This is a genomic window from Mycobacterium sp. NGS64 (assembly GCF_059812245.1).
In genome coordinates this window covers 21,037-44,040 of sequence record NZ_JCALCI010000012.1, presented here as the reverse complement: position 1 = coordinate 44,040, position 23,004 = coordinate 21,037, and the positions used below count along the sequence as shown (strand labels likewise).

The 23,004-nt window shown below is 67.7% G+C and carries 23 protein-coding genes and 1 pseudogene; 12 read left to right on the top strand and 12 right to left on the bottom strand.

Annotated features, from left to right (window positions below):
* Positions 1–150: 150 nt before the first annotated feature.
* The 4 genes from AC5Y4S_RS27005 to AC5Y4S_RS26990 form a co-directional block, all read right to left on the bottom strand.
* Positions 151–591 (bottom strand): hypothetical protein, encoded by a 441-nt coding sequence (locus AC5Y4S_RS27005; protein ID WP_500035665.1) that lies wholly within the window; start codon positions 589–591, stop codon positions 151–153.
* Between the two features lie 194 nt (positions 592–785).
* Positions 786–2,270, bottom strand: coding sequence for an MFS transporter (locus AC5Y4S_RS27000; protein ID WP_500035628.1), 1,485 nt, complete (start codon positions 2,268–2,270; stop codon positions 786–788).
* 53 nt (positions 2,271–2,323) lie between these two features.
* Positions 2,324–4,141, bottom strand: a complete 1,818-nt coding sequence (gene ngg, locus AC5Y4S_RS26995) for an N-acetylglutaminylglutamine synthetase (RefSeq protein WP_500035627.1) — start codon at positions 4,139–4,141, stop codon at positions 2,324–2,326.
* Entirely contained in the window at positions 4,138–5,943 is a 1,806-nt protein-coding gene (locus AC5Y4S_RS26990) for an N-acetylglutaminylglutamine amidotransferase (protein WP_500035626.1), read from the bottom strand. The genes ngg and AC5Y4S_RS26990 overlap by 4 nt, the downstream gene beginning before the upstream one ends.
* 165 nt (positions 5,944–6,108) lie before the next feature.
* On the opposite strand from AC5Y4S_RS26990, the gene AC5Y4S_RS26985 reads away from it, so the two are divergent.
* Positions 6,109–7,014 (top strand): phosphatidate cytidylyltransferase, encoded by a 906-nt coding sequence (locus AC5Y4S_RS26985; RefSeq protein WP_500035625.1) that lies wholly within the window; start codon positions 6,109–6,111, stop codon positions 7,012–7,014.
* A 6-nt stretch (positions 7,015–7,020) separates the two neighbouring features.
* Here AC5Y4S_RS26985 and AC5Y4S_RS26980 read toward each other — a convergent pair whose 3' ends face one another.
* Together AC5Y4S_RS26980 and AC5Y4S_RS26975 are read right to left on the bottom strand one after the other, a co-directional pair.
* A complete protein-coding gene (locus AC5Y4S_RS26980) occupies positions 7,021–7,659 on the bottom strand; it encodes a lysophospholipid acyltransferase family protein (RefSeq protein WP_500035624.1) in 639 nt (212 codons plus the stop codon).
* The gene (locus tag AC5Y4S_RS26975; RefSeq protein ID WP_500035623.1) at positions 7,656–8,522 is read right to left on the bottom strand and encodes a CDP-alcohol phosphatidyltransferase family protein; all 867 of its coding nucleotides are present in this window, start codon (positions 8,520–8,522) and stop codon (positions 7,656–7,658) included. Before AC5Y4S_RS26975 ends, AC5Y4S_RS26980 begins: the two co-directional genes overlap by 4 nt.
* A gap of 339 nt (positions 8,523–8,861) precedes the next feature.
* On the opposite strand from AC5Y4S_RS26975, the gene AC5Y4S_RS26970 reads away from it, so the two are divergent.
* On the top strand, positions 8,862–9,236 hold the full coding sequence (locus AC5Y4S_RS26970) for a DUF732 domain-containing protein (RefSeq protein WP_068183702.1): 375 nt from the start codon (positions 8,862–8,864) through the stop codon (positions 9,234–9,236).
* 79 nt (positions 9,237–9,315) lie between these two features.
* Positions 9,316–9,636, top strand: a complete 321-nt coding sequence (locus tag AC5Y4S_RS26965; protein WP_500035622.1) for a DUF732 domain-containing protein — start codon at positions 9,316–9,318, stop codon at positions 9,634–9,636.
* Positions 9,637–9,649: 13 nt separating this feature from the next.
* On the opposite strand, the gene AC5Y4S_RS26960 is transcribed toward AC5Y4S_RS26965, so the two are convergent.
* The 5 genes from AC5Y4S_RS26960 to AC5Y4S_RS26940 form a co-directional block, all read right to left on the bottom strand.
* A complete protein-coding gene (locus AC5Y4S_RS26960) occupies positions 9,650–10,711 on the bottom strand; it encodes a sulfate/molybdate ABC transporter ATP-binding protein (RefSeq protein ID WP_500035621.1) in 1,062 nt (353 codons plus the stop codon).
* A 16-nt stretch (positions 10,712–10,727) separates the two neighbouring features.
* Positions 10,728–11,537 carry a sulfate ABC transporter permease subunit CysW gene (gene cysW, locus AC5Y4S_RS26955; RefSeq protein WP_500035620.1) on the bottom strand — a complete coding sequence of 270 codons (810 nt, stop codon included), beginning with the start codon at positions 11,535–11,537 and terminating at the stop codon, positions 10,728–10,730.
* Complete coding sequence (gene cysT / locus AC5Y4S_RS26950; RefSeq protein WP_500035619.1) at positions 11,534–12,424, bottom strand: sulfate ABC transporter permease subunit CysT; 891 nt, start codon at positions 12,422–12,424, stop codon at positions 11,534–11,536. The genes cysW and cysT overlap by 4 nt, the downstream gene beginning before the upstream one ends.
* The gene (locus tag AC5Y4S_RS26945; RefSeq protein ID WP_500035618.1) at positions 12,421–13,467 is read right to left on the bottom strand and encodes a sulfate ABC transporter substrate-binding protein; all 1,047 of its coding nucleotides are present in this window, start codon (positions 13,465–13,467) and stop codon (positions 12,421–12,423) included. Before AC5Y4S_RS26945 ends, cysT begins: the two co-directional genes overlap by 4 nt.
* A gap of 578 nt (positions 13,468–14,045) precedes the next feature.
* Positions 14,046–15,077 (bottom strand): epoxyqueuosine reductase, encoded by a 1,032-nt coding sequence (locus AC5Y4S_RS26940; RefSeq protein WP_500035617.1) that lies wholly within the window; start codon positions 15,075–15,077, stop codon positions 14,046–14,048.
* A gap of 102 nt (positions 15,078–15,179) precedes the next feature.
* Between AC5Y4S_RS26940 and AC5Y4S_RS26935 the strand changes: the two genes are divergently transcribed.
* On the top strand, positions 15,180–15,431 hold the full coding sequence (locus AC5Y4S_RS26935) for a three-helix bundle dimerization domain-containing protein (RefSeq protein ID WP_500035616.1): 252 nt from the start codon (positions 15,180–15,182) through the stop codon (positions 15,429–15,431).
* Here AC5Y4S_RS26935 and AC5Y4S_RS26930 read toward each other — a convergent pair.
* A pseudogene (locus AC5Y4S_RS26930) lies at positions 15,432–15,656 on the bottom strand (hypothetical protein); the annotation flags it as partial.
* 423 nt (positions 15,657–16,079) lie between these two features.
* Here AC5Y4S_RS26930 and AC5Y4S_RS26925 point away from each other — a divergent pair.
* The 8 genes from AC5Y4S_RS26925 to AC5Y4S_RS26890 all read left to right on the top strand — a co-directional run bounded on the left by AC5Y4S_RS26925 (position 16,080) and on the right by AC5Y4S_RS26890 (position 23,002).
* The gene (locus tag AC5Y4S_RS26925) at positions 16,080–17,003 is read left to right on the top strand and encodes an NmrA family NAD(P)-binding protein (protein ID WP_500035615.1); all 924 of its coding nucleotides are present in this window, start codon (positions 16,080–16,082) and stop codon (positions 17,001–17,003) included.
* Entirely contained in the window at positions 16,996–17,865 is an 870-nt protein-coding gene (locus AC5Y4S_RS26920) for an NmrA family NAD(P)-binding protein (RefSeq protein WP_500035614.1), read from the top strand. Before AC5Y4S_RS26925 ends, AC5Y4S_RS26920 begins: the two co-directional genes overlap by 8 nt.
* A 5-nt stretch (positions 17,866–17,870) precedes the next feature.
* On the top strand, positions 17,871–18,176 hold the full coding sequence (locus tag AC5Y4S_RS26915) for a hypothetical protein (RefSeq protein WP_500035613.1): 306 nt from the start codon (positions 17,871–17,873) through the stop codon (positions 18,174–18,176).
* Between the two features lie 49 nt (positions 18,177–18,225).
* A complete protein-coding gene (locus AC5Y4S_RS26910) occupies positions 18,226–18,966 on the top strand; it encodes a DUF899 domain-containing protein (RefSeq protein WP_500035612.1) in 741 nt (246 codons plus the stop codon).
* Complete coding sequence (locus tag AC5Y4S_RS26905; RefSeq protein WP_500035611.1) at positions 18,950–19,918, top strand: RNA polymerase subunit sigma-70; 969 nt, start codon at positions 18,950–18,952, stop codon at positions 19,916–19,918. The genes AC5Y4S_RS26910 and AC5Y4S_RS26905 overlap by 17 nt, the downstream gene beginning before the upstream one ends.
* Positions 19,919–19,929: 11 nt before the next feature.
* On the top strand, positions 19,930–20,349 hold the full coding sequence (locus AC5Y4S_RS26900; protein ID WP_500035610.1) for a DUF6632 domain-containing protein: 420 nt from the start codon (positions 19,930–19,932) through the stop codon (positions 20,347–20,349).
* Positions 20,350–20,577: 228 nt separating this feature from the next.
* Entirely contained in the window at positions 20,578–22,215 is a 1,638-nt protein-coding gene (locus AC5Y4S_RS26895; protein WP_500035609.1) for an L-lactate permease, read from the top strand.
* Between the two features lie 52 nt (positions 22,216–22,267).
* Positions 22,268–23,002, top strand: coding sequence for a VldE C-terminal domain-containing protein (locus AC5Y4S_RS26890; RefSeq protein WP_500035608.1), 735 nt, complete (start codon positions 22,268–22,270; stop codon positions 23,000–23,002).
* Positions 23,003–23,004 lie beyond the last annotated feature (2 nt).

Sequence of the window (23,004 nt, the reverse complement as noted above, 5' to 3'; positions counted from 1 at the left end):
TGAGTTCCTATCGCTGAGGGGGGCCCACGATTTCCTGTGCCGGACAGTGGACCGCCCCACAGTAGGAACGTTCGATGGCAAACTTGTTACGCCGATGTCAACGGCGGGTCCGCAATGGTTTCGATCATGAGACGCGGACGGCAGCGCGGGTTAGCGCCGCAGGCGCATCCGAAATGGCCTGCGCGCGCGGCTGAACGGCGGGCCCTGCAGGCGCGCGATCCGCAAGGTGCCGATGATCAGCACCGCCGCCAGCGGCAATTCCACCACCCCGGCGATGAGCGCCGACAGAAAAAGGTCGCCGGCTTCGGCGGTCAACACGTCGAACCAGGCGTCGCACACGAGCAGCACTCCCGTTGCGAACGCGAATAACGTCAGCAGTTGGTGTTGCAGGAAACCGAGCACCGCGGTGGCGACCATGAACGCCAGCAACAAGATGTCGAAGCCGACCCAGGTGGCCTGCCAATGCTGAGCTGTGTAGTCCTGCGGCAAGGTCAGGGCGAGGTAGACGGTCCACGGGATCAGCGTGATCGCCGCGCACAACGCCAGCCATGCGCGGATCCGGCGGATCTGGAGCACGCGCCGCGACCGCATCACCCGGGAATCATCCCGTGGACCGTACCTACGTCGCCATGTGGCGAAAATCTCTGCGCTGAGTGTCGTAGTGAAGTCGGGGTTTTCAGCGTGAAGCTAGGGCGGCATCTTGGCGATTTTCCCGCCGTGGGCTCCCGCGAAGAGCCAACGATTCACACCCAACGCCCGAAGCGTCCGAACGCCAGAAGGCCCGGCTAATGCTGAGGCGCTTCGCCCTCTTCCTCGCGCTCGGCGTCGGCCACCGTCAAGGGCAACGCCAGCTCTTCGAGCGGGCGCCGTTCGGCCGCGACGCCAAGCCACAGCTCGATCAGGCCCGCGATCGCCATCACCGCCGCGCCGATGAGGAACGACCAGACGACCTGCCCGCGCTCTCCCGAGTTGATCAGCTGCCCGAACAGCAGCGGGCCGGTGATGCCGCCGATCGCCGTTCCCACCGCGTAGAAGAACGCGATCGCCAGCGCCCGGGTCTCCATCGGGAAGATCTCGCTCACCGTCAAATACGCGGCGCTCGCGCCCGCCGATGCCAGGAAGAACGCCACCGCCAGGACGGCGATGAATGTCCAGGCGCCGCCCGTCTGCGTGACGAACAAAATCGCGAGGACGACGGCCACCACGGCGGACCCGATGTAGGTCGCCGCGATCATCGGCTTACGGCCGACGGTGTCGAACAGGTGGCCCAACGCAAGCGGTCCGACGAAATTGCTTAGCGCCCATAGGATGAAGAACACCGGCACCTTGCCGGACGGCACCCCGTAGAACCCGCTCAACAGCGTGCCCAAGTTGAACGTGACCCCGTTGTAGAGGAACGCCTGCCCGATGAACAGCGCCAGCCCGAGCACCGCACGACGCGGATACAGCGTGAACGCCACCCTCGCGATCTCCCGGAACGGGATCGCCTCGCGCTGACGAACTTTGAGGGGCCGGCCCGCCGGTTCGGGCAGCGCTTTGTCGCTCCCCCGCCGCACCTCTTCCTCGATTTCGCCGACCACCCGCTCGGCCTCCTGCGCACGCCCGTGGATGAACAACCACCGCGGGCTCTCCGGGACGTTGCGCCGGACCAGCAGGACGAAGATGCCGAAGATGGCACCGAGGCCGAAGGCGAGCCGCCAGCCGATGTTCGGTGCGAAGTTCGACGTGTCGAGCAGGACCAGCGCCCCGGCCGCCCCGGCGGCCGAGCCCAGCCAGTAGGTCCCGTTGATCACCAGGTCCACCCGACCGCGCACCCGAGCGGGGATCAATTCGTCGATCGCGGAATTGATCGCGGCGTATTCGCCGCCGATGCCCGAGCCGGTGAAGAAGCGGGCGATGAAGAAATACCAAGGCGCAAAGGCGAATGCGGTCGCGACGGTGGCGGTCAAATACACCACCAGCGTGAGGATGAACAGGTTCCGCCGGCCGAACCGGTCGGTCAGGTGACCGAAGACCAGTGCGCCCAGGCAGGCCCCGGCGATGTAGAACGCGGCCGCCACGCCGATCTGCGCGGGGGTGAGGCCGATGCCGCTGCCCTTCTCCGTGAGGCGAGACGACACGTTGCCGACCATGGTGACCTCGAGCCCGTCGAGAACCCAGACGCCGCCGAGCCCGATGACGACGCGCCAGTGGAACCGCGACCAGGGCAGCCGGTCCAGCCGGGCCGGGATGTGGGTGGTGATGGTTCCGGTTTGCACGCCCGCGCTCATGTGACTCCTATCTGCGTGAGCAGAGCATTACCCAAACAAGGCCGGTCGCAAGCTCAATCCCGGTCGGCGCGTGACTCCTCGGGAGTCCAGGCCGGCGGCTGACCCGGTTGACCGGGAAACAGGAAGTCGATGAACGCCGCGGCAGTGGGCTGGGGTTCGTGGTTGGCGAGCCCCGGCCGCTCGTTGGCTTCGATGAACGCGTAGTCGGCCCCGGTGACGTCGGGCACCAGCAGGTCGATGCCCGTCACCGGGATCCCGATCGCCTCCGCCGCCGCCACCGCGACGCGACACAGTTCCGGGTTCACCCGGGCGGTGACGTCGTGGATCGTCCCGCCCTGATGCAGGTTGGCGGTGCGGCGGACGCGCAGCCGATTCCCCTGCGGCAGCACGTCGTCCAACTTCCAGCCGGCCTCGGCCACGGTCGCCTCAGTGATGTCGTCGATCGGGATCTTCGACTCGCCCCCGGTGGCCGCGGAACGCCTTCGGCTCTCGGCCGCGATCAGGTCCCGCACGGTGTGGTCGCCGGTGCCGATGATCTCCGGCGGCTTGCGCAGCGCCGCGGCCACGACGCGGCCGTTGATCACCACCAGGCGGAGATCGTCGCCCTCAATGCGCTCCTCGATGAGCACCTCCGGGTAGTGCTGGCGCGCCCGGGCCACCGCCGCGGCGAGCTCGTCGGGCCCCTTCTCGGCCACCACCCCCACGGTGATGCCCTTGCCTTGCTCTCCGCGGGTGGGTTTGACGACGACCTCGCCGACCTCCTGCAGGAACGCGAAGTCACCGTCGTCGAAGGTGGCCAGACGCGCACGCGGGACGGTGATGCCCGCCTCGGAGACCAGACGTCGCGTTAATCGCTTGTCGTCGCAACGGCACATCGCGACCGCCGAGGTGAACTCGGACAGCGATTCCCGGGTGATCACGCTGCGACCGCCGTGCGTGAGCCGCATCTCGCCAGTCTCGGCGTCCAGGACCTCGACCCAGATTCCGCGGCGCATCGCCTCGTCGGCGATGATCCGCGCGTAGGGGTTGAGGTCCTCGACCGTCTCCGGGGGTGGGGTGAACAGCGGCTCGTTGATCGCGTTCTTCCGCTTGATCGCCAACACGGGAACGCGGACAAAGCCGAGCTTCTCGTAAAGGCCGATGGCCGCGGCATTGTCGTGCGCGACCGACAGATCCATGTAGGCCCGGCCCGCGCGCCGGAAGTGGTCGGCCACCGCGCGGGTCAGCGCCTCGCCCACCCCGGGAAGCGCCGCGGCGGGATCGACGGCCAGCGTCCACAGGCTCGACCCCTCCTCGGGATCGGAGAAAAGCAACTGGTGGTCGACGCCGGTCACAGTGCCTACCACCGCGTCGTCGTCGTCACGCACGGCGAGCAGGTACGTCACCGCCTCTTGGTGCAAGTGGTTGTCCCAGATCGTCTCGACCGGCGCCGGCACCATGCCGCAGCGCACGAACACGCGGTTCATGGCGTCGGCGTCGTCGGGGTCGATCAGGGTGCGCACCGTCATGCCGACCGGCGACGGCGCCAGTTTCTCCTCGTCCGGGTGCCCGGTGAAGCGCAGCCGATAGGTGTGGCTGGGGTCGATGAAGAGTTCGGTCGGCGCCCCGGCGACCACGACGTGGGACTCGCGCGCGTAGATGCAGATGTCGCGCCGCCCGGCGACCTCGCGGCGCAGCGTCTCGGCCAAGGTCTCAGCGTCGGCGAAAGTCTGACCGAAAATCAGCCGGCCCCAACCCATTTCGAGCTCGACGTCCTTGGCCATCGCGTCGACGAGCTCGGGCGGGGAGGCGTCGTGCAGGCCCATGGTGATGGCCTCGGTGTGATCCTCGTGCTCGTGCGAGTGATCCTCGGAGGGGTCGACGGCGGTCATGCGGCCGGGCCCGTCACGCCGTGCCGCTGCAACCACAGCTCCAGGAGGGCGATCTGCCAAAGCTCATTGCCGCGCAACGGGGTGAGCTTGCCGTTCGGGTTGGCCAGCAGGGCGTCGACCGCTTCGGAGTTGAACAGCCCGCGCTCCTTGGCCACCGGCGCGTAGAGGGCGTCGCGAACCATGTCCAGGTAGGGCCCTTCGAGGTGGGTCAACGCGGGAACCGGGAAGTACCCCTTGGGCCGGTCGATGACCTCCGATGGGATCACCCGCCGCGCAGCCTGTTTGAGGACGCCCTTGCCGTCGTGGGCGATCTTCAGCTCCGGCGGGCAGGTCGCCGCCAGCTCGACCAGCTCGTGGTCGAGGAACGGAACCCGACCCTCCAACCCCCAGGCCATCGTCATGTTGTCCACCCGCTTCACCGGGTCGTCCACCAGCATCACGGTCGTGTCCAGCCGCAGGGCACGGTCGATGCCGGTTTCGGCGCCCGCCCGCGCGAAGTGCTCGGACACGAAGCGCTGGCTGGGATCGCCCGGCGCGAGATTGCCCGCCCCCAGCAGACCCGCCAGCTCGGCCGAATCGCGATCGAAGAAGGCGCCGCGGTATTCGGCGACCGCCCCCTGTAGCGTCGCCGCCGCCGGGGAACCCATCGGCGGGTACCAGTGGTAGCCGGCGAACACCTCGTCGGCGCCCTGACCCGACTGCACGACCTTCACGTGGCGCGCGACTTCTTGGCTCAGCAGGTAGAACGCGACGCAGTCGTGGCTGACCATCGGCTCGCTCATCGCGCCGATCGCCCCGTCGAGCGCGGGGAGCATCCGGTCGGTCCCGATGCGGATCTGGTGGTGGTCGGTGTCGAAGCGCCGGGCGATGATGTCCGACCACCGGAACTCGTCGCCCTCGACGCCGCCCGCCGATTCGAAGCCGATCGAGAACGTAGACAGCCCGTGCTGGCCCGCCTCGGCGAGCAGACCCACGATCAGGCTGGAGTCCACACCGCCGGACAGCAGGCAGCCGACGGGGACGTCGGCGACCAGCCGGCGCTCGACCGCGACCCGCAGCGTGGACAGCACCGCATCCTCCCAGTCGCGTTCCGACCAATCGGAGCGATCGGCGCGCCTGGTGAAGTCCGGCGTCCAGTAGGTGGTGGTGCTGCGCCGGCCGTCGGGCTCGATGGCGACTACCGACGCGGGAGGGATTTTGCGCACGCCGCGCAGAATCGTCAGCGGCGGCGGCACCACGGAGTGGAACGTCATGTAGTGGTGCAGCGCAACGGGATCGATCCGGGTGTCCACGCCGCCGCCGGCGAGCAGCGCGGGCAGCGTCGACGCGAACCGGACGCGGTGACCGTCTTCGGTGAGGTACAGCGGTTTGATGCCGAGCCGGTCCCGGCCGAGCAACACCCGACCGCTGTCGCGCTCGACGATGACGAAGGCGAACATCCCGTACAGGTGGCTGACGAAATCGTCGCCCCAGCGGTGGTACGCCTTGAGCAGCACCTCGGTGTCGCTGTGCGAGAAAAACCGGTAGCCGTGGTCGCTCAGCTCGCGCCGGAGCTCCTTGTAGTTGTAGATGCAGCCGTTCCAGGCGACCGCCAGGCCCAGCTCCGAATCGACCATCGGCTGGGCGCCCGCTTCGGTCAGATCGATGATCTTGAGGCGCCGATGCCCGAGCGCAACCCGGCCTTGTGACCAGGCTCCCGCCGCGTCCGGCCCCCTGGGCGCCAGGACGGCAGCCATTGCTGACACCGCCGCTACGTCGGGAACCCGGCCATCGAGTCGAACCTCACCGGTGAGTCCACACACTCGTTTCACCCTACCGCGAGCCGATCCGAGGGGGCCAGCGCGGCCGTGTGACAGGTAGCCGACGCCGGTCCCGATGACGCGATTTCATTTCCCGGATCGGCCAGGACCGCTTATCGTTTCCTGGACCACAGTTTGCTGGGAGGCTGATGTGGACGGGCCACGCTGATGCTGGTCGACTACTACCTGCGGATCCTGCATCTGGATCGGCGATTGCCGCTGAACTTCGACGTGGGTCCGCTGCACGTGCACCTGTACGCGCGGTCGGTGTTCTTCCTGTGGGTCACCGTCGTGATCCTGGTGGTCGCCGGCGTCGTGGTGCTCGCGTCGCGCCGGCGTGAGCTGATCCGGCGGTGGACCACGTGGGTGATGATCGCGCCGGTGGTCGGCATCCCCATCTGGATAGGTCGGGGCACCACCGCGACGCTGGCGGCCGCGCTCGCCGTGGTCGCGGTGTTCGAGTACGCGCGCCTGGTGAAACTTGGCAAGGCCGACACGTATCTGCTGCTGGCGCTTGCCGTGCTGTATCCGCTTGCGGCGTGGCTGCATCCGCCGCTGCTGCGCCTCGCGCCGATCATCGTGCTGGCGTGCGCGCTGCCCTCGGTGTTCAGCGGCGACGTCGAAAACGGCGGCAGGCGAACCACTTTCACCGCGTTCGGTTCGGTGTGGATCTGCTGGTCCCTGGCGCACCTGGTGACGTTATGGTCCGACGCGTACCTGGTGTGCTTCGCGGCCGCGGCCACCGACGTCGCGGCCTGGTGCGGCGGAAAGGGGCTGCGCTTCTTCGGGTGGGCGCGAAAGCCGTTGTCCCCGTTGAGCCCCAACAAGACGGTCGGCGGGCTGGTCGGTGCGTTAATCGGGGCGTTTCTGGTGCTGACGTTGCTGGGCACGATGACCCTCGGCCTGCTGGTGGCGGTGGCCTTCGGCGGCGTGCTCGGCGATCTCGTCGAATCGATGGTGAAGCGGCAGGCCCAGGTCAAGGACGCGGGCACCTGGCTGCCGGGCTTCGGCGGCCTGCTCGACCGGATCGACTCGCTGTTGCTGGTCCTCCCGCTGGCCTATCTGCTCGGTTGAGCAGCGTCAGGCGGCGTGCGTGAGCTCGACGAGCTGCGGCTCCGGGGCGTCTCCCCGCAAGGCCATGACCTGCTCACGCAGCTGCGGCGCGGACGTGCCGGCCGGGTCGACGGGTTCGCCGATGCGCACCTGCATCGGTGCGTGGGAGATGAAGCTCGCGCCCTTGGGCAGCACCTCGGCGGTGCCCAGCACCGCGACCGGGACGATCGGCACGCCGCAGTCACGCGCCAACCGGACCGCGCCGGAACGGAATTCGGCAACGTCGCCGTCCGTCGATCGGGTGCCCTCGGGGTAGATGACGACGGTGCGTCCAGCCTCGAGTGCCGGGCGGGCCGCGGCCAGCAGCTGGGCGTAGGTGTCCTTGCCGGACCGCCGCACCGGCAGGATCCCGATCAACGAGGACGCCACGAAGCGGCGCACCGGCACGTCGAACCAGTAGTCGGCCGCCGCGGCGAACACCGGCTGGGCGCCGGCGGGCAGCGCCGCCAGCAGCACCGCGGTGTCGGCGTGCGAGGAGTGGTTGGCCACCACCACGCAGCCACCCCGCACCGGGAAGCGGCCGGTCACGGTCAGCCCGCCGGACACGGCGCACACCGCCCGCCACAGCCGGTGCCGCAGCACGCTGCTGATCCTGGTCGCGGTCATGACGCCAGCACCGCCAATTCCTGCGTGCCCTGCGCGGCCGGGCTGTCCTGACGCTTCGCCGCCAGCTCGCGGTGAGCGGCCCGCAGCCGCAGCACCGTGGTGATCAGCGAGCCGTTCACCAGCTGGGTCGCCACCACCGGCAGGATGACCGGGAAGGCGGTGGCCAAGAAAACGAAGAGGCAGCGCTCGGTCTTGCCGAGCGGGCCCCCGTTGCGCCGGGGCGCGCCGGCGGCGGCTCCGGCCAACGAGGCGAAGGTGGGCAGCGTCGCGGCCAGCGCGGCGACCAGCACCATGATCACCGGCCAGGACAGCCAGTGCAGCCCGGGGCCGCGCTGTCGCGCCGCCCACACCGCGAGCCCCGCGAAGGTCAACAGGTCCGAGGCGCGGTCGCCGATCTCGTTGACGACGAATCCCCACGGCCGGCTGACGCCGCGGGCGCGGGCGACCGCACCGTCGAGGTTGGCTCCGGCCAGCCGCAGCGCCAGGAAGAGCGCCGTCAGGGGCCACCAGCCCAGCGCGACCGTCGCTCCGGCCACGCCCGCCGCCAGCACCCCGGCGACGGTGAAGACGTCGGGCGAGATGTTCCGTCGCAGCGCGACGTTCACGATCGGCGTCAGCCGGCGCGTGTACCACGGCTTGAGCGCGTAGAGGCCCTGCCATTTCCGCGCCGCCTTGGCGGGCAACGGGGTCACGGCGGGGGCGACGGCCTTGATCCGGGGGAGCGTGGACGTCTCAGTCACCGCGAGGGCGCGCGATCCCGACGCGTAGCAGCCGCGGTGGGCGATGCGGGGTTCGCTCACCGGGGTCAGCGTGCTGATGCCGCGCATGCGCTGTGTCGGCGCGTTGTCGAGGTCGGTGCTCACCGGGGTTTCCTCTCTGGTAGGTGGTCTGTAGTTGTGTGCAAGTTGACCCGTCTCGCGCCGCTACCGGTCCCAAGATCGAGGCCGCAGCGACCGTTCGGACGCTCGCATTTCTAAGAGCCACCGCTCCCCCGCGGTCGGACACTTTTCTTGCGAAGTTTCCTTGCGGGCCGGTCGCCGTGACCGGCAACGCATACGTTGCTGGACGGCGCTTGCCGCTTCGTCGCGAAGTTCTTGCGGAATTCTTGCGGCCGCTCGACGAGAGGAATGCCTAGATTTCGGTTACCGTTCAACCAAGTCGTTCTTGACGCGAAGCCGATTCACCCGTTGAGGGGGCAGGCCATGACCCGGACGAATGCGGGTGCAGCGAAGTGGTCGATCGCCTGCGGGGTCCTGTTGTCCGCGGCGGCGCTGCTGGGTGCGGCGCCGGCATCGGCGGAGCCGATTGACGATGCGTTCGTCGCGGCCCTCGCGAAAAACGGGATATCGATGTCCGACCGCGGCACCGCGGTCTCGATGGGACATACGGTGTGCGCCGGATTCGACAAGGGCGAGGCGTCAACCGCGGTGGCGATGGGGATCGTGAAGGACACCCCGCTTTCGCCGAAGCAGGCCGGCTATTTCGTCGGCCTTTCGGTGGCCGCCTACTGCCCGCAGTACCGGGGCAAGACCGACAACTCGATGAACTGGATGGTGCCGTTCCCGCCGATGATGTGAGCGTTGTTCTTGCCTTACCGGTTATTTTTGAACCGAAGCACATTCGCCCGCACTAAGAGGAACAGTGGCCCATAGAAACATGGGTTCTGGAAAGTGGTCGACGTTAGTGGCGGTCCTGCTTTCCGCCGCGGCGCCGTTCTTCGCCGCGCCGGCATCGGCCGACCAAAACGATGACGCGTTCATCGCCGCCCTTGCGAGCCAGGGGATCCCGATTTCCGATAGCAACGTCGCCATCGGGATGGGCAGGAACATGTGTGCGCTACTCGACCAGGGAACGACACGGCCGCTGCTGGTGATGAAGCTGATGAAGGACGCGAATCTCTCGGCCAGGCAGGCCGGCTTCTTCCTGGGGCTGTCGTCGTCCGCGTACTGCCCGCAGTACCGGACGACCACCGGGTAACGAGGCGTGCTCGTCAGGCCGAGCCGACTCCCGCCTGATCCTCCGTCACCTCGCTGGCGATGGGCGGCACGCGGGTGGCGCGCACGTAGACGGTGTCGCCGTCGCGCAGGGCCAGTGCCTCGGCGTCGCCGCGGGTGATCTGCGCGGTGAACGGGCCGCCGGTGGCCTCGGCGGTCAGTTCCACGCGGACCTCGAAGCCGAGTGCGACCACCCGATCGACGGTGGCGCGCACCACCCCGATCGACTCCGCCGTGCCGTCGCCGCCGGCCACCGCCATCTCGGGGTTGCGGCCCACCCGAATGTCGTGCGGGCGCACCAACGCGCCGTTGAGCACGGACACCGCGCCCAGAAACGACATCACGAATGTGTTCGCCGGGGAGTCGTAGACCTCGAGCGGTGACCCGACCTGCTCGATGCGGCCCTTGTTGAGCACCGCGATCCGATCGGCCACGTCCAGCGCCTCCTGCTGATCGTGGGTCACCAACACCGTGGTGACGTGCACCTCGTCGTGCAGGCGGCGCAACCACGCCCGCAAATCCTCACGCACCTTGGCATCCAGCGCCCCGAACGGCTCATCGAGCAACAACACCTGCGGATCGACCGCCAACGCCCGCGCCAACGCCATGCGCTGGCGCTGACCACCGGAGAGCTGATTGGGATAGCGGGTCTGAAAACCGCTGAGCCCCACCACCTCCAGCAGGTTGTCCACCTTCTTTTTGATCTCGGCCTTCGGCCGCTTGCGGATTTTCAGCCCATAGGCCACGTTGTCGCGCACCGTCAGGTGCTTGAACGCCGCGTAATGCTGAAACACAAACCCGATCCCGCGCCGCTGCGGCGGCACCCCCGTGACATCACGGCCGTCGATCGTCACCGTGCCGGAGTCGGGGTGATCCAGCCCGGCAATGGCGCGCAACAGCGTCGACTTGCCCGAACCACTGGTCCCCAACAACGCCGTCAACGACCCCTTCGGCACGACGAAGTCCACATGATCCAACGCCACGAAATCGCCGTAGCGCTTATAGGCGTCGCGCACCGTGATCGCGTAGGCGGTCGGGTCACCCCAGGTTTCGGTCATCGTTGTTGTCTCCTTGTCATGCCTGGGCCCGGGCTCGCGCCCGGCGAATGAGCAGAATGGCCTTGACGATCAGAAACGCGACGGCGACGCCCATCATCAGCGTCGACAGCGCGTAGGCGCCGTATTCGGCCCCGCGGTTGTAGCGATCGTTCACGAGCAGCGTGAGCGTTTGCGATTCCCCCGGCAGGTTGGACGACACCATAATGACCCCGCCGAACTCGCCGAGGGTGCGCGCGGTGGTCAACAGGATGCCGTAGGTCAATCCCCACCGGATGGACGGAAGCGTGATCCGCCAAAACGTCTGCCACCAACCCGAACCCAGCGTCGCGGCCGCCTGCTCCTGCTCGGTCCCCACTTCCTGGAGCACCGGTTGGACCTCGCGCACCACGAACGGCAGGGTGACGAAGATGCTGGCCAGCACGATTCCGGGGGTACTGAATATCACCGGGATGCCGAGGTCCTTTTCGACGAAACCCAGCGCGCCGGCCGAGCCCCAGAGCACGATCAACGCGACCCCCACGATGATCGGCGAGACCGCGAACGGCAGGTCCACGACCGTCTGCAGCACTCCCCGGCCGCGGAATCTGCTGCGCGCCAACAGGAGTGAGACCAAGACGCCGAATACGACGTTGAGCGGCACCACGATGGCCACCACCAGCAGCGACAGGTGCAGAGCCGAGATGGCCGCCGGCGTGCTGATCCACGTGTAGAACTGCGCGAGGCCGGGCCGGAAGGTGCGCCACAAGATGATGGTCACCGGGGCTACCAGCACCACACCGAGGTAGGCCAGCACCACCGAGCGCAGGGCGTAGCGCCCCGAGCTCATGCGGCCTTCTCCTCGCGTTTGGCCCTCCGGCCGCCAACGATGCGCAAGAGCAGCAGTACGGTGAACGAGATCGACAGCAAGACAATGGATATCGCGGCGGCGCCGGTGCGGTCGTCGTTCTCGATCAGGGCGCGGATCCACTGCGACGACACCTCGGTCTTGCCCGGCACCTGCCCGCCGATCGTCACCACCGAGCCGAACTCGCCGATGCAACGCGAAAACGCAAGGCCGGCACCGGATAACAGGGCCGGCGTCAGCGACGGCAACACGACCGAGGTGAAAACCTTGGGACCGGTCGCTCCCAGGGACGCCGCCGCCTCCTCGGCTTCCCGGTCGATTTCCAGCAGTACGGGCTGGATGGCCCGCACCACCATCGGCAGCGTCACGAAGATCAACGCCACCGCCACGCCCGGCGGGGTGTGCTGCAAGTGAATGCCTATCGGGCTGTTCTTGCCGTAGAGGGCGAGCATCACCAGGCTGGTGACGATGGTCGGCAGCGCGAACGGCAGGTCGATGATGGCGTCGAGCACTCCCTTGCCGACGAAGTCGTCGCGCACCAGCACCCAGGCGGTCGCCAGCCCGAACACCAGGTTGATGATGGTGACCACCACCGAAACCGTCAGCGTCACCTTGAACGACTCCAGCGCGGCGTGCGACGTGACCGCCAACCAGAACGCCTGCCAGCCCCCACCCACGGCCTGCCAGGCGATGGCGGCCAGCGGCAGCAGCACGATCAGCGAGAGCCACAGCGTCGCCACCCCGACCTGAAGCGATAAACCGCCCGGCGCGCCGGGCGCACGCGCCGGGCGGGGCTCCGGCCGCTCACCGGCGGGTGGTTCGAGTTCCGGCCGGACCGCTTCCGGGTCGGGGAGAACGGCCGCGGTCATCCGGTCGCCTGCAGGTAGACCTTGGTGATGCTGCCGCCGCTCCTGTCGAACAGCTGCGCGTCCACCTTGCTCCAGCCGCCGAGGTCGGCGATCGTCCACAACTTCACCGGCACCGGGTACTGATCGCGGAACTTGTCGGCCACGGCGGGGTCGACCGGCCGGAAACCGGACTGCGCCCATAACCTCTGCGCCTCGGCGGTGTACTGGAAATTCTTGAACGCGGTCGCGGCATCCAGGTGCGCACTGGTGCTCACCACCGCCAGCGGATTCTCGATCTTGAAGGTCTGCGTGGGGTTGACGTGTTCCACCGATTTTCCTTGCCGCTCAATGGCGATGGCTTCGTTCTCGTAGCTGATCAACACGTCACCGCTGCCCTCGATGAAGACACCCGTGGCCAGACGACCCGAACTCGGACGCAATTTGACGTGCTCGTGCACCAACTTGCTGATGAAATCGACGCCGGCACTGGTGTCCCGGCCGCCGCCGCTCTTGACCGCATAGGGCGCGAGGAGGTTCCACTTGGCCGACCCCGAACTCAGCGGGCTGGGCGTGACGACCTCGATGCCCGGGCGCAGCAGGTCGTCCCAATCGCGGATGTTCTTCGGATTGCCTTTGCGGACAACCAGTGTCACCACCGACCCGAAGGGGATACCGCTGGCGACGCCCTTGTCCCAGTCCGCGGAGACCTTGCCGGCCTTGACCAGTCGGGTGATGTCCGGCTCGACCGAGAAGTTCACGATGTCTGCCGGTTTGCCTTCGACGACGCCCCGGGACTGATCGGCGGAGGCCCCGTAGGACGTGATCACCTGCACGCCCCGCCCCTCCTGCGAGGCGTTGAACGCCGGAATCACTTTGCTCCAGCCCGGTTCCGGGACCGAATAGGCGACCAGGGTGATCTTCGTGTTCGCGTTGGCCGGGCCGGTGCCGCCCGCGATGTCGCTGGCGCCGCCGCCGCATGCCGCGACCACGCCGACCAGAAGGGTCAGCACCGCGATGTGGCGGGCGCGCCGCCCGCGTGGTGCGCTACGGATGTCGCTCGGCAATTGGTGGCCTTCCAGGGTGGGACTTCGGCGTGTCGGTCCCGTGGCTGCGGAAGGCGCTAGAACATCAACCGGTCTTTACCAACTCCCAATCCGCGCACGGGCTTACGAGTCAGCGACAACAAGGCACGAATGGGGAGCAAACAAGGGCTGCCGCGTGCATGGCGGGAAGCCTAACAGCGCACGCCCCTATCTGCGCGCGGACAGCAACGCGGCCCCATCCGCACCGCCGCAGTACGTCACACGCAAAGGCCGCGGTGTAACCCGAAGTTAACGCCGGGATCGCGCGTGATCGGTTTACGCGGTCCCGTTGTCGATCGACATGCCCAGCAACGAATCGGCGCTATGGACCGCAAACGCACAGGTGGATGGGCGCTTCGCCGATTCCGGGATGCGGGCGCCATCCGGCGACAGCCCTGCGGCAGGGGCGCCATTGTCTGCCGCGCCTCCAGGGCTCACCGCCTCTCATAGCGGGGCCCGCGGATAAAAGTCACGGTGAGAGAAACGTCCGGCCCCCGTTGGCGCGGGGCCCGCGAAACATGGTGTGGCCGAGCGCCTTGCGGTTCACCCGGGGGCGATCCCTAGCGCCCCCGGATACCGCTGTCGACGACCTTCACCGGCTTGTGCGGATAGCGGCGTTCGGCGTGCGCCTTCGCCCGCGAATTCGGCAGCACGTACAAGGTCTCCTTCTTGTCCTGAAGCGGCTTCAGCACCAAGTCCATGAAGCCCTTGCGGTTCTCCAGGTAGGGCTCGATGACCTCCTCCCCCGCCGGGCACACTGCCAGGCAGTAGGCGGCCTTGTAGTTCGGCTTGAACGACAGGCTCTGCCACATCGACGCGTTCTCCGAATCGCTGACCCGCGAACGGAAGTCGGCCGCGTCGGCGCTGTCCGCGACCGTCTGCACCCAGTCGGTGAACCCACCCATGAACTCCCGGTAGTTGTGCACCGAGCAGGAGACGAAGTCGAAATCGCCGTCTTTGCCGATCGCGCCGACCGGGCACGCCGCCACGCACAGCTTGCACTCGAGGCACGGGCTGTAATCCAGCGGCTCACCGTAGCTGCTGATCGGGGCGTCCACCAGGATCGTGCCCAGCAGGATGAAATTGCCGAACCGCGGGTGAATCACGTTGCGGTGGATGCCCATAACGCCTAGGCCCGCGGCCACCGCGACGGGCTTGTGCGCCACCACCCAGATGCGGCCGGGGAAGTTGTCCATCTCCATCGGGAACGTCGCCGACGGATTCAGGGCCCGATAACCGGCGTCCTGCAACCGGCGCACGATCCGGTGGGCCGCTTCGTTGAGCACTTCGCCGCTGCGGTGGAACTCCTGGTTCGCGACGCTGCGCGCCGTCGAGCGCACGTTGTCGCGGTTCATCTTGACCACCAGCGAGATGAAGCTCCTGGCTCCCGGCAGCGCCGCCTGGACGTGCTCGACCTCCGAGGCCAGGTCGGGGTTGTCCACGGCGGCGAACGCGACGTCGTCGGCGCCGGCGGCCAGGCACAGCTCGCGCAGCCAGTCGGCGTCCAGCACGCCGGGGCGCCGTTTCTGGCGGGCGCTCACCTTCTTCACGGTGGGGTGTTCCGCCAGCTTCGCCGGGAGTTTTTCCGCCATGCTCGGTATAGTACACAATACTCAGCTAGCCGCACGGCGGGGCTCCCGACACCCCGTTAACGGAGTTTGACTTCGGTGTGAAACGCATGCGAACCTGGCGCGGTGATCGAGTTGAGTGAACAGACGATCATCGCCCGGGTGGCCGATCGGTTGACCAGCAAGTATTCGACCATTCCCGCGCAAACCGTGGCCGCCGTCGTGCAGGGTGTTCATGCCCGGTTCGAGGGCCGCCCGGTGCGTGAGTACGTCCCGCTTCTCGTCGAGCGTTTCGCGGGCCAGGAACTGGCGCTGCTCCTGTTGACCGGCCGCCGCCCGCTCTCCGAGCCCGCGGTCGACGAAGCTATCGCCGTCTGATCAGACCGGCCGGCTCTGCACGCCGAACAGCACCCGGCGACCGATCACCCGCCAGTCGGGTTTCTCGGTGTCCGCCCCACGCTCCCCGCTCTCGCTGAACCCGACCCGGTCATGCAGCCGGGCCAACCATCCGGGCGCCCACCAGTTGGCCCGGCCGAGCACGTGCATGACCGCCGGCACCAGCAGCATCCGGACCAGCGTCGCGTCGACCAGCACCGCGACCGGGATGCCGAAGATCGCGGTGCAGACCATGACGAAAACGGCCACCGCCATGACGCGGCGCGGCGCCGCGATGGCCAGGCGGGCGATTCCGTTCAGCACGACGCTCCTCTTCAGATCAGGTCACATGCGCCACATCAGTACCGACCGGCGGTCATACGATGATCCACGAGTCCGATATCGCATGCGATAGCGCATCCGAGAGTCGCCTACGGGTCGGGCCATGCTGTATCGGCGTTCGCGCCGCTGACGTTCGCTGACCAACAGCGCATAGCTTGCGGCGCAGCGCTTGCCGGATGTCCGCGAAGTTCTTGCGGAATCCTTGCGCCCGTCAGAGATGGCCGCCTCCTTTCCAGCGCCCGATGAGTTTGGGCGGCACGCCGCCTCTGTATAGGCGTTCGGAGCGTTTTCCCACGAAAGGAAACGAAGATGACCCAGGACACACCCACTCGCTACCTGATTGCGGGCGCGGGTGGAAGCCATGGAGCCACGGGCAATTACGCGGCGCGACAGCTGCTCGCGCGCGGGCTGGGAGTTCGCGCGTTCGTTCGCCGGGCCGATGAACGGGCCGACCAACTCAGGGAGCTGGGCGCGGAGATCGCGGTCGGCGATCTCCGCGACTACCGCGACGTGCGCGCGGCGCTGGACGGGATCCAGGGCGCCTACTTCACGTATCCGCTGGCCGAAGGCCTGTTAGAGGCCACCGCGACCTTCGCCGTGGCCGGCGCGGAGGCGGGCCTGCAATCGGTGGTGAACATGTCCCAGATCACGGCGGCCCCGGATCATCGCAGCCCGGCAGCCCGCGCACACTGGTTGGCCGAGCGAGTGCTGGACTGGTCCGGAATCGGTGTCACGCACCTGCGGCCGCCGTTCTTTCTGGAGAATCTCTTCAACGTCGCGGCCCCGACCGTTCGCGCCGAGGGCAAGATCTACCTTCCTTACGGCGACGGGGCCCACGCCCCGATCGGGGGCGAAGACATCGCGCGCGTGGTCGTCGGCATCCTGACCGATCCGGCCGCGCACCGCGGCAAGACGTACGTGCCCACCGGGCCGGCGTCGTTGACGATGACGGAACAGGCCCACGTCTTCAGCCGGGTGTTGGGCCGTCCCGTCGAATACGTCAACATTCCGGGCGAAGCCTGGAGGCAGGCCCTCGCACAGGTCGACGTCATGACGCCGTATTTGATCGAGCACCTGTCGCAGGTGGCCGAGAGCCACCAACGCGGTGTTTTCGACGCCGTGACCGACGTCGTCGAAGCAATTGGCGGCGTGGCGCCCCAGTCGCTGGAAGCCTTCATTCGCCAACACACGACCCCGTTCGGCGCGCCCCAGGAGGCCCACCGAAATGCCTAGCGGAGCCGCGACGGTATTCGACGGCCCGGTCGCCGTCATCGGTGCGACCGGCCAGCAAGGCGGCGCCGTCGTCGACGCTCTTGTCAACCAGGCGGTCCCGGTTAGGGCGGCGACGCGAAACCCGAACGGCGGCAAGGCACTCGCGCTCGCCCAGCGCGGAATCGAGGTGGTGTACGCCGACCCCGAGGACGAGCGGTCGATGAGGGCCGCGTTCGCCGGTGCCGCGGCGGCGTTCGCGATGACCACCCACGACGGGCCCGACGGCCCGGCTCGTGAAGTCGCACAGCGGCGGGTGATCGCGGCGGCGGCCGCGGCCGCGCGGTTGCCGTTTCTGCTCTACAGCTCGGTCGGCGGTGTTGACCGTGGCAGCGGTGTGCCCCATTTCGAGAGCAAGCACCTCATAGAGGGGCTGCTGCGGCAGGCCGTTCCGGTCACCTTCGTTCGGCCGACCTTTTTCATGGAGACGCTGCGACTGATGATCCGACGCGACGGCGACCGCATCGAGCTGGCCATGCCGATGCCCAACGATGTTGCGGTGCAGCTGATTTCGGTGCGCGACGTCGGGCGGGCAACGGCCGCCTTGCTGCTGAACGGGGATGCTTCGGCGGCACCGGCCGAGATCGCCGGTGACGAGCTGACCGGCGAGCAGATCGCGCAGCGAATCTCGCACGCGTCGGGATCGCCCACCAGCTACGTTTCACTGCCGCCGGATGCCCTCGGCGACGACGAGGACCTCAAAGCGATGTTCCGATGGCTGGCCCAATCACCCGCCTATCAAGCCGATTTCGCGCGCACCCGCGAACTCGTCCCCGACGTCGAGGACCTGCCGCGCTGGCTGGCGCGGACGGACGGACGGGGGTGACGGGAATGCACCGGGCCGCCGTGGTGCAGTACCACACCAGCGCCGACTCGGCCGAGCACAATCGGGCATTGATCGAGAACGTGCTGGACGAGCTCACGGCCCGCGATCCCGGTGGGCTGGACTACCAGGTGTTCCAGTTCGAGGACGGAACGGGCTTCCTGCACGTCGCGGTGTTCGACGGCACCAGCGACGCGTTCGCGGACTGCGAAGCCGACCGGAAGTTTCACCGTGAGCTCGAACAGCGGCTGGCAACGCCGCCGATAGTCAGCCGCGCCAGGCTCATTGGCGCCTACTTCGGCCGGAATCGATGAATTTCTGCGTGCCGGGTCCTCAGTATGTGTTGAAAGGACGGAAACCCGAATGAAGATCTCACACATCGCGGACCGGCACGAGTGGCTCGCCGCGCGGCTCGATCTGCTCGCCAAGGAGAAGGCCGCCAGCCGGCAGCTGGCCGCCCTGGCCGAGCAGCGCCGCGCGTTGCCGGCGGTGCCGGTCGACAGGGACTACACCTTCGAGGGCCCGGACGGCAGCGCGCGGCTGATCGACTTGTTCGACGGGCGCAGCCAGCTGATCGTCTACCACTTCATGTGGCTACACGGCATCGACGAGGGATGTCCCAGCTGCTCCTTCGCCGCCGACAACATGCCCAACCCGATCCACCTCAACGAAGGCGCTGACACCACCCTGGCGCTGGTGTCGCGGGCGCCCTATCCGCGGCTGAGCCAATTCAAAGCGCGGATGGGCTGGCACCTGCCCTTCTACTCGTCCTACGGCAGCGACTTCAACTACGACTTCCACGTCACCAGCGACGAGTCGATCGCTCCAATCGAATACAACTACAAGGACAAGGCCACGCTGCTGCGCGATGGGCTGGATTACGTCGCCGCCGACGGCGCCGACGGGCAGGGCATCAGCGTCTTCGTCCAGGACGACGGCAAGGTCTTCCACACCTACTCCGCCTACGGGGTGGGCGCCGACGTCATGCTGAGCACCTACCGGTTCCTGGACCTGACCCCGCTGGGCCGCCAGCGCTACATCAACGAGTGGCCCTGGCACGACACCTACGGAGCAACGGACGGCGGCCATGCCCACCACCACTGACACCAACGAGGACTTCGGGCGGCTCGCCGAGCCGTTCCGGCGGGAGCTGATCGCCTACGGCTACCGAATGCTCGGGTCACTCGACGACGCCGAAGAAATCGTGCAGGACGTCTACCTCGAAGCGTGGCGCGCCTACGACGGCTTCGAGGGACGCTCGTCCCTGCGCACATGGCTGTATCGAATCGCCACCCGTGCCTTCATCAAGGGGATCAAGAGACGCAATCGTCGCCCGCTGCCGTCGGACCTCACCGACCCGGCGATGGATGCCTTTGCCGCGGTGGAGGCCGGCTCGGCGGAGCTGACGTGGTTGCAACCCGCGCCCGATTCCGTGCTGACCGGCGCCCTGGCGGATCCCGCCGCGGTGGTCACCGCCCGGCACACGGCGCGGTTGGCGTTCCTTGCGGCGCTGCAGGTGCTTACGCCCCGCCAGCGGGCAGTGCTGATCCTGCGCGACGTGCTGAGCCTGAATGCGGCCGAGGTCGCCGCGGTGCTGGATCTGAGCGTCGCGGCGGTCAACAGCGCACTGCAGCGGGCCCGTTCGCGTCTGCCGGCCGACCATGACGCTGTTGTGGAACCGCCGGAGACCCGAGAACGCGAGTTGCTGGACCGCTATGTGGCCGCATTCGAAAACGCCGACGTGACCGGCCTGATGGCGGTGTTGACCGAGGACGCGACGTTCGAAATGCCGCCCCTTGTCACCTGGTTTCGGGGCGCGGACGACGTCGGCGGGTTCCTCGGCGCGAAGATGCGCGAGTTGGGCAAGGCATCGGTCCTGCGGACTTCGGCCAATGGGCAGCCGGCGCTGGCCCTCTACACCGGTTCCGAGGACGGGAAGCGGCGGCTGCATTCGCTGCACGTGCTTACCGTTGCGCCAGATGGGATCTCACACATCGTGTCGTTCATGGACGTCGCCGCACTGGGACCGTTCGAGCTGCCGGCGGCCCTGTCATGAGGGCGTTCCAGGTGTTCCTACGCATCTACGGCGTGCTGACGTTGGCGATCTTCGTCTCCCTCTTCGTGGGCTTTCTAACCCAGTCGCCGTTGTTGGCCGAGCATGGCGGCGCGCTGAACTGGACGATATGGAACGACGTGCGCTGCGGCAGCGAGCATCTGCACGTTCCGCCGATGCTGATGGTGATCTACATCGTGTGGGGAGTCTTCCTGCTGCGCGCCGCGGCGGACCCTCCTGGCTACGCCTCGTTCCTGGACTTCACCATGTGGGCCAATCTGGTCCATGGGGCATTGATGGCCGTGCAGGCGGCTACCGAGATCGATCATTATTGGAGCAAGTTCCTCACCGACATACCGTTCGTGGTGATCCTCGCGCTCGGCATATACCTGTGGCGCCGCAAAGAGCAAGCCCGCCACGTTAATTCGAGATGAACGCCGAGGGTCTCAACGGCTAACGGTGCCGCGACAAGCGCGCCGCGCGAAATCAGTACGCCGCGACCGATGTCCGCGGATATAGAGTGCTGCGTAGAGCACTGATACGACAACCACGACGGTCGCCATGGTGGCGTGCCGGAGGCCTGCCACCGACTCTCGTTGCAGCGCAATGAGATTAGCGGCCAGAAACGCCCTCCACACCCATCCGTCCGGAAGGTGCGCAACATGTATCGCCAGATCCTCGATCCCGTCGTCCACTCGCTGGCGTGGAGTTCACTCGTGGCTGCGCTGCCGCTGGCGTCGCTGTTCGTGATGCTCGGTGTGTTGCGGGTCCGGGCCTGGATGGCGTCGGTTGCGTCGCTGGCCGTCGCGCTCGTGATCGCGGTCGCGGTCTACGGGATGCCGATCGGCCAGGCGACGCTGGCGGGCGCGGAGGGCGCCGTCTTCGGGTTCTTCCCGATCCTGTGGATCGTGATCAACGCGATCTGGGTTTACCAGATGACGGTGGAGACAGGCCATTTCGACGTGCTGCGCCGCAGCTTTGCGACGGTCAGCGACGATCACCGGATCCAGGCGATCATCATCGCGTTTTCGTTCGGCGCGTTGCTCGAAGCGCTGGCCGGGTTCGGCACGCCGGTGGCGGTCACCTCGGTGATGCTGCTGGCGCTGGGCTTCAAACCGATCAAGGCGGCGGTGCTGGCACTGGTCGCCAACACCGCGCCGGTGGCATTCGGCGCGATGGCCACGCCCATCATCACGCTCGCCAAGACGTCCGGGTTGCCGACCGACACGCTCGGCGCGATGGTCGGGCGCCAAACCCCGATCCTGGCGGTCTTCGTCCCCCTCGCGCTGGTCGCCATCGTCGACGGCCGGCGCGGCGTGCGCGAAACATGGATCCCCGCGCTTGCGGGCGGCGTGGTTTTCGGCCTGGGCCAGTACGCGACCTCGAACTTCGTGTCGGTGCCACTGGCCGACGTGATCGCGTCGCTGTTGTCCGCGGGTGCCGTGGTCTCGGTGGTTCGCATCAGGCCGTCGCGCCCCGAACACGTCGGCGCCCCGGTCATCGCCGGCGGGGCCGCGGAGGCGCCGGCTCCCGACTTCGCCGAGCAAGTCGCGGATCCCGACCCGCGCGGGCAGGTGCTGCGCGCGTACGCGCCCTACGCGATCGTCATCGCCGTCTTCGTGATTTGCCAGATCTCGTGGGTGAAGAAGCTTCTCGACAAGGCGACCATCGTCGTGCATTGGCCGGGGCTGCACCTCTATACGGCCAAGGGCGCCCCGTCGTCGCTGCCAAACTTCACCTTGAACCTGCTGACCACGCCGGGCACGCAGATGCTGGTGGCCGGGGTCCTCACCATGGTGGCGCTGCGCCTGTCGGTGGGCGGCGCGCTCAGGGCCTACGGGGCGACGCTGCACCAGCTGCGATGGGCCATCGTCACCGTAATGGCAGTGCTGGCACTGGCATTCGTGATGAACGCATCCGGGCAGACCATCACCCTGGGCACGTGGATGGCCGGGGCCGGAGGCGCGTTCGCGCTGCTCTCCCCCATCCTGGGGTGGCTCGGGGTGGCGGTGACAGGGTCCGACACCTCCTCGAACTCGCTCTTCGGCGCGCTGCAGGTGACCGCGGCGACCAAGGCGGGACTGTCCCCGGTGTTGATGGCCGCCGGCAACAGCTCCGGCGGAGTGCTCGGCAAGATGATCTCGCCGCAGAACCTCGCCATCGGGGCGGCGGCGGTCGGCGTGCACGGCAAGGAAGGCGACATCTTCCGCCGAGTGTTCATCTGGAGCCTGGTGTTCCTCGCGTTCATCTGCGCCCTGTCCGGCCTGCAGGCGTCGGTGCTGTCCTGGATGGTGCCCTAATTCTTCGCAAAAGATTGCCACGGCCGTCCCGGACGGCGCTAAGCTGCTGTTCGTGCGCAAAGGCGTATTAGCCATCGGGCGAAGCCGCTGGTTGGCGTTGGCTGCCTCGCTGGTGGTTTCGGCCGCCATCATCTACGCCCAAGGCACCAAGCCAATCAACGCCCAAGGCACACAGCCGTGCTGCTCCGACAAGCCGGCCGCGGGCCAGGTGGCCGGGCCGTCCGTACCGCCGACCGCCGCGGCGGCGCCCGGTCCGACCGCCGCGCCGCCGGCGGGTCCGGCGCCGCAGATCGCCAGTCCCGCGGAGGTGGAGAAGCTGGCGGCGGGTGCTCCCGCGGCCGCCCAGCAATTCCTGTTCCCCTTGTCTCCGGGCGTCGCGAACGAACAGCGGTTGCAGGTCAAGACCATCTGGGCGGCCCGCGCCATCAGCGTGCTGTTCCCGGAGATCACCACCATCGGGGGGTATCGCGAGGATCCCTTGCCTTGGCATCCCAACGGATTGGCGATCGACGTGATGATCCCCAACCACGCCAGCCCGGAAGGCATCCAGCTCGGTAACGAAATCGCCGGGTACGCCCTGGCGAACGCGAAACGGTGGGGAATCAACCACGTGATCTGGCGCCAGAAGATCTATCCGGGCGTCGGCGCGCCGAGCTGGATGTCAAACCTGGGCAACGAAACGCTCAACCACTACGACCACGTTCACATCGCCACCAACGGCGGCGGCTACCCAACCGGTCACGAGACGTACTACATCGGGTCGATGACGCCCGCGCCGCCCGAGTGATC